Origin of the sequence: Phenylobacterium sp. (assembly GCF_030645195.1) — a bacterium.
In the GTDB taxonomy this organism is placed as follows: domain Bacteria; phylum Pseudomonadota; class Alphaproteobacteria; order Caulobacterales; family Caulobacteraceae; genus Phenylobacterium.
Map to the genome: position 1 here is coordinate 1 of NZ_JAUSLW010000154.1, position 4,821 is coordinate 4,821.

The following is a 4,821-nucleotide window of genomic DNA, read 5'->3' on the forward strand; positions in this document are numbered from 1 at the left end:
GAGCCACATCGTCCCGGTCCTGGTGGGCGACCCCCACCACTGCAAGATGATCAGCGACATCCTGCTCGAAGAGCACGGGGTCTATGTCCAGCCCATCAACTACCCCACCGTCCCACGCGGGACCGAGCGGCTGCGCTTCACCCCGTCGCCGGCCCATACCGACGCCATGATGGACGACCTGGCCGCGACGCTGGAAATGCTGTGGGCCCACTGCAACATCAAGCGCGTGGGCGGCTACGCCGCCTGACGCCGGGCTCCGGCGACGATCTTCGGTCTTGTGCCGGATCGCAATCGATCCTAGCCCAGCACCATGCCGCCTTCTCCGCATCCGCCGCTGAGCCCTGTGATCGCGGTCTGGCGTGGCTATGGCCTCGCGATCCTTGGCGTCGCCCTGGCCCTGGGCGCGCGCCTGGCCCTGGGCCCGGTGTTCGAGGGCCGCCCCGTGCTGCTGCTCTTCGCCCCGGCGGTGCTGTTCGCCGCGGCGGTGGGCGGTCCCTGTCCGGCGCTGCTGGCCGCCGCCCTGAGCCTGTTCGGCGCGGTCGCGGTCAGCGGGGCGCACCTGTTCGACGAACCGCCCGAGCTGGCCGAGGCGGTGCTGTTCGTGGCCCTGGCGCCGGCCATCGCCTACGGCGGCTGGCGCCTACAGCGGCAGTCGCGGCGCGCCGCCGACGCGGTGCTTCACCTGGCCCAGCGCGAGGACCACCTGCAGTCCATCCTGGCCACCGTGCCCGACGCCATGGTGGTGATCGACGATCAGGGGGTGATGCAGTCCTTCAGCGCCACGGCCGAGCGTTTGTTCGGCTGGAGGGCCGCCGAGGTCATCGGCCGCAATGTCAGCATGCTGATGCCGCAGCCCTATCGGGACGCCCACGATAGCTATCTCGATCGCTATCGCCGCACCGGCGAGCGGCGGATCATCGGTATCGGCCGGGTGGTGGTGGGCGAGCGCAAGGACGGCTCGACCTTCCCCATGGAGCTGGCGGTGGGGGAGATGCAGTCCCAGGCCGAACGCTATTTCACCGGCTTCGTCCGCGACCTCTCCGAAACCCAGGCGACCGAGCGCCGCCTGCAGGACCTCCAGGCCGAGCTGGTCCACGTCTCGCGGTTGACGGCCCTGGGGGAGATGGCCTCGGCCCTGGCCCACGAGCTGAACCAGCCGCTCTCGGCGATCGCCAACTATGTGAAGGGCTCGATCCGCATCATGGATCAGCCGGCCCCCGACACGGCCAAGGTGCGCAACGCCCTGGTCCAGGCCGGCGAACAGGCCCTGAGGGCCGGCGAGATCATCCGCCGCCTGCGCGACTTCGTCTCCAAGGGGGAGACCGAGCGGCGCATCGAGCCCCTGCCCCAGCTGATCGAGGAGGCCGGCGCCCTGGCGATGATCGGCGCCAAGGAATACGGCGTGCGCCTGCGCTTCGATCTCGCCCCCGAACCCCGGCTGGTCCTGGCCGACAAGGTGCAGGTGCAACAGGTGCTGCTGAACCTGCTGCGCAACGCCATCGAGGCCATGCACGACAGCCCCGTGCGCGAACTCACCGTGGCCTCCATCCCAGGGCCCGAGGACATGGTCACCATCACGGTGGCCGACACCGGCCCGGGCATCGACCCGCAGATCGTCCAGCGCCTGTTCCAGCCCTTCGTCACCAGCAAGAGTCAGGGTATGGGCGTCGGACTTTCCATTTCGCGCACGATCATCGAAGCTCACGGCGGCCGGATCTGGGCCGAGCCAGGCCCGGAGGGCGGTACGGTGTTCTCCTTCACCCTGCGCGCGGTTCCCGAGGAGGAGCTTTCCGTTGGCGTCTGACTGCGTCCACATCATCGACGACGACGAGGCGATCCGCGATTCCCTGAGCTTCCTGCTGGAGAGCGCGGGGTTCGAGACCCGCACCTACGACTCGGCCGAGCGATTCCTGGAGAGCGCCGCCGGCCTGTCGGGCGGGTGCATCGTCAGCGACGTGCGGATGCCGGGCCTGAACGGGCTGGAGATGACCCGCCAGCTCAAGGCGATGCAGGTGAACCTGCCCATCGTGATGATCACCGGCCACGGCGATGTGCCCCTGGCGGTGGAGGCGATGAAGGCGGGCGTCACCGATTTCCTCGAAAAGCCGTTCAACGACGAGGCCCTGCTGAACGCCATCAAGGTGGCCCTGTCGGAGACCGCCACGGGGGGCGGCGGCGTGCTCACCGAGCCGTTCCGCGAACTGCTGGCCCAGCTTTCGCCCCGCGAGACCGAGGTCCTGCGCGGCGTCGTCGAGGGCAAGGCCAACAAGATCATCGCCTTCGAGCTGGGGATCAGCCCCCGCACCGTGGAGGTCTACCGCGCCAACGTCATGACCAAGACCGGCGCCGCCAGCCTGTCGGAGTTGATCCGCATGGCCCTGCTGGCCGGGTTCGCCTGACTCCGAGATTGCGCTGTATCAAATACACCCGCCCCGGCTGCCCCTAGGGTTTCCAGCTCAGACTGGAGACTGGACTGCGTGTCGAACCGCCCACCCAATATCGTTCTCGTGGATGACGACATCGCCCTGCGCACCGCCTTGACCTTCACCCTGGAGCTGGACGGCTTCGTGGTGACCGCCCTGGGCAGCGGCGAGGACCTTCTCAACTGCACCCTCCCGGACGCCCCGGCCTGTTTGGTGCTGGATCAGAACATGGGCGGCCTCACCGGCCTCGATTCCCTGGCCCAGCTCCGTTCGCGGGCCATCGACCTGCCGGCCCTGCTGATCACCAGTCATCCCCGCCAGAGCGTCCGAGACGCGGCCGCGGCCCTGGGCGCGGTGATCGTGGAGAAGCCTCTCCTGGGGGACGCTCTGCTCTCGGAGATCGACGCGGCGCTGAAGCGGCAGGCCGCGATCCGAAAGCCGGTTCCCGAGACCCCACTGCCAAGTTGACCCCCGTCAAGGCGATCGGACGCGACTCCGAGCCAGATGGTCGGCGACTTCAAGGAAGATTCCACCGTGCGCCCGAAAGGTGACATCCCGTCCCCCGATTCCGCCGCCCCGCCGGAGGCGGAGCTGCGGCGACGGGTCGTCGAGATTCTGGACGAGCACCACCTGATGAGCGTGGCCACCAACCGCAGCGACGGCTGGCCCCAGGTGACCCTGGTCAACTATCTGCGGGAAGGCCGCGCCCTGTGCTTCGTGGTGGCGCGCGACAGCCAGAAGTTCGCCAACATCGTCCGCGACCCGCGGGTCTCCCTGGCCATCGGCGGAGGTTCGGCCCGGGGCCTCTCCATGTCGGCCCGGGTCCACGAGGTGGTCGAGCCGCACCGGATCGAGCAGATCAACAAGCGGATTTGGACGCACGCGCAGGAGAGCGCCTTCACCCCCCAGCCCCTGTCCAGCGCCGTGGCGGTGCTGCAGGCCGATCCGGAGATCGTGGCTCTGACCGACTACGCCGTCCCGCCCGGCCGCCGCGACCTGATGCGGATCGTGGAGGACTGGCGAGTGGAGCCGATCTAGGCGGCCGCCGCGCCAAGGCGGCCCACGGCGCGAAGCCAGGCCTCGCGACGGGCCGGCTTGCCCTCCACCGTGCCCAGGATCGAGTGCCGGATCGGGCTGACGCCGGAGATCCAGAGAATGCCGCGCTCCAGGGCCCGCAGGCCGGCGGCGTCGAACACCCAGCGAAACACCGGCGCCGGCATGCCCATGGTGACAATCATCCGGGCCGAACGCCCCTTCAGCAGACCGCCCAGGCCGCCGCCGTCCTTGCGCAGGGCGAAGCCGTAGCGGAACACCTGCTCCAGGAAGGCCTTCAGCAGGGCCGGCGCGCCCCCCAGCCAGAGCGGGAAGATGATCACGACGTGGTCGGCCCAGGCGATGGCGGTCTGGGCGCTGGCGATCACCGCCGGCGGGGGGCTGTCCTCGAAGTCCGTCTTCGAATGGATCATCGGGAAGTCCAGCGCGCCCACGTCGATGCGTCGGATCATGTGGCCGGCCTCGCTGGCGCCCCGCACATAGGCGTCGGCCAGGGCCGCGGCGAACCGCGTTCCGGCCGGGTCGGGGTGACCGTTGATGACGACGATCTTGCGGGGCATCAGAGCGCCTTGGCGTGGCGCCCGGCTTCGGGGGCGAAATAGGTGTCGAAGACCGCGCAGACGGTCCTCACCACCAGGCGGCCAAGATCGGTGACGATCAGATGGTCGCCCTGCAGCACCACCATGCCGTCGGCGGCGAAGTCCGTCAGTTCGGCGAGTTCGTCGTTCAGGTCGGCCAGGTCGCGCCCGTGGCGCGCGCAGACGGCGCCGAGGTCCACCCGCAGGTCGCACATCAATCGCTCGATGATTTCACCGCGGAACCGGTCCTCCGGCGTGACCGGAACGCCGCGGGCGATGGGCAGGTCGCCGGCCGCGATGGCCGCGCGCCAGCCCAGTTCCTGGGCGACGTTCTGCACCAGGCCCTGGGGCAGGCTGCCGATGGCCGAGGCGCCGAGACCCAGCAGGGTCTGGGCGCTGTCGGTGGTGTAGCCCTGGAAGTTGCGGCGCAGGCGGCGCTCTGTCTGGGCGCGGGCCAGGTCGTCGGTGGGCAGGGCGAAGTGATCCAGGCCGATGCGGACATAGCCCGCAGCCATCAGGTGCTCGGCGGCGGCCTCGCTCTGGTCCAGGCGCTCGGCGGCGCCCGGCAGGGCGGCCTCATCGATGAGCTGCTGATGGGTCTTCATCCAGGGCACGTGCGCGTAGCCGAACAGGGCCAAGCGCTCGGGCCGCAGGGTGAGAATCTTGTCCACCGTGCTGAGCGTGTTGACCGTGGTCTGCTTGGGCAGGCCGTACATCAGGTCCAGGTTGATGGATCCGACCCCGGCCTCCCGCAGCCAGCCGACGCA

Annotated in this window: 6 protein-coding genes and 1 pseudogene; 5 read left to right on the top strand and 2 right to left on the bottom strand. The window is 69.6% G+C overall.

From position 1 onward, the window contains the following. The 5 genes from Q7T09_RS12820 to Q7T09_RS12840 form a co-directional block, all read left to right on the top strand. On the top strand, positions 1 to 247 hold a 247-nt coding region (locus Q7T09_RS12820; protein ID WP_304700172.1), incomplete at its 5' end, for an aminotransferase class I/II-fold pyridoxal phosphate-dependent enzyme. A gap of 63 nt (positions 248 to 310) precedes the next feature. Further along, entirely contained in the window at positions 311 to 1,804 is a 1,494-nt protein-coding gene (locus Q7T09_RS12825; RefSeq protein WP_304700174.1) for a sensor histidine kinase, read from the top strand. Next, positions 1,794 to 2,399: a response regulator FixJ gene (fixJ, locus tag Q7T09_RS12830; RefSeq protein ID WP_304700175.1), complete on the top strand. Its 606-nt coding sequence runs from the start codon at positions 1,794 to 1,796 to the stop codon at positions 2,397 to 2,399. The genes Q7T09_RS12825 and fixJ overlap by 11 nt, the downstream gene beginning before the upstream one ends. A 78-nt stretch (positions 2,400 to 2,477) precedes the next feature. Beyond that, on the top strand, positions 2,478 to 2,891 hold the full coding sequence (locus Q7T09_RS12835; RefSeq protein WP_304700177.1) for a response regulator transcription factor: 414 nt from the start codon (positions 2,478 to 2,480) through the stop codon (positions 2,889 to 2,891). Positions 2,892 to 2,957: 66 nt separating this feature from the next. Then, positions 2,958 to 3,461, top strand: a complete 504-nt coding sequence (locus tag Q7T09_RS12840) for a pyridoxamine 5'-phosphate oxidase family protein (RefSeq protein WP_304700178.1) — start codon at positions 2,958 to 2,960, stop codon at positions 3,459 to 3,461. Here the strand turns inward: Q7T09_RS12840 and Q7T09_RS12845 are convergent. Further along, positions 3,458 to 4,036 carry an NAD(P)H-dependent oxidoreductase gene (locus Q7T09_RS12845; RefSeq protein ID WP_304700180.1) on the bottom strand — a complete coding sequence of 193 codons (579 nt, stop codon included), beginning with the start codon at positions 4,034 to 4,036 and terminating at the stop codon, positions 3,458 to 3,460. The two genes, Q7T09_RS12840 and Q7T09_RS12845, sit on opposite strands and share 4 nt — an antisense overlap. Next, positions 4,036 to 4,821, bottom strand: a pseudogene (locus Q7T09_RS12850) (coproporphyrinogen III oxidase); the annotation flags it as partial. The pseudogene Q7T09_RS12850 and the gene Q7T09_RS12845, both read right to left, overlap by 1 nt.

What these genes read in the sequence shown, in the direction of transcription:
- Q7T09_RS12825 (WP_304700174.1), top strand. Translation starts at nt 311, where the DNA reads ATGCCGCCTTCTCCGCATCCGCCGCTGAGCCCTGTGATCGCGGTCTGG.
- Q7T09_RS12845 (WP_304700180.1), bottom strand. Translation starts at nt 4,036, where the DNA reads ATGCCCCGCAAGATCGTCGTCATCAACGGTCACCCCGACCCGGCCGGA.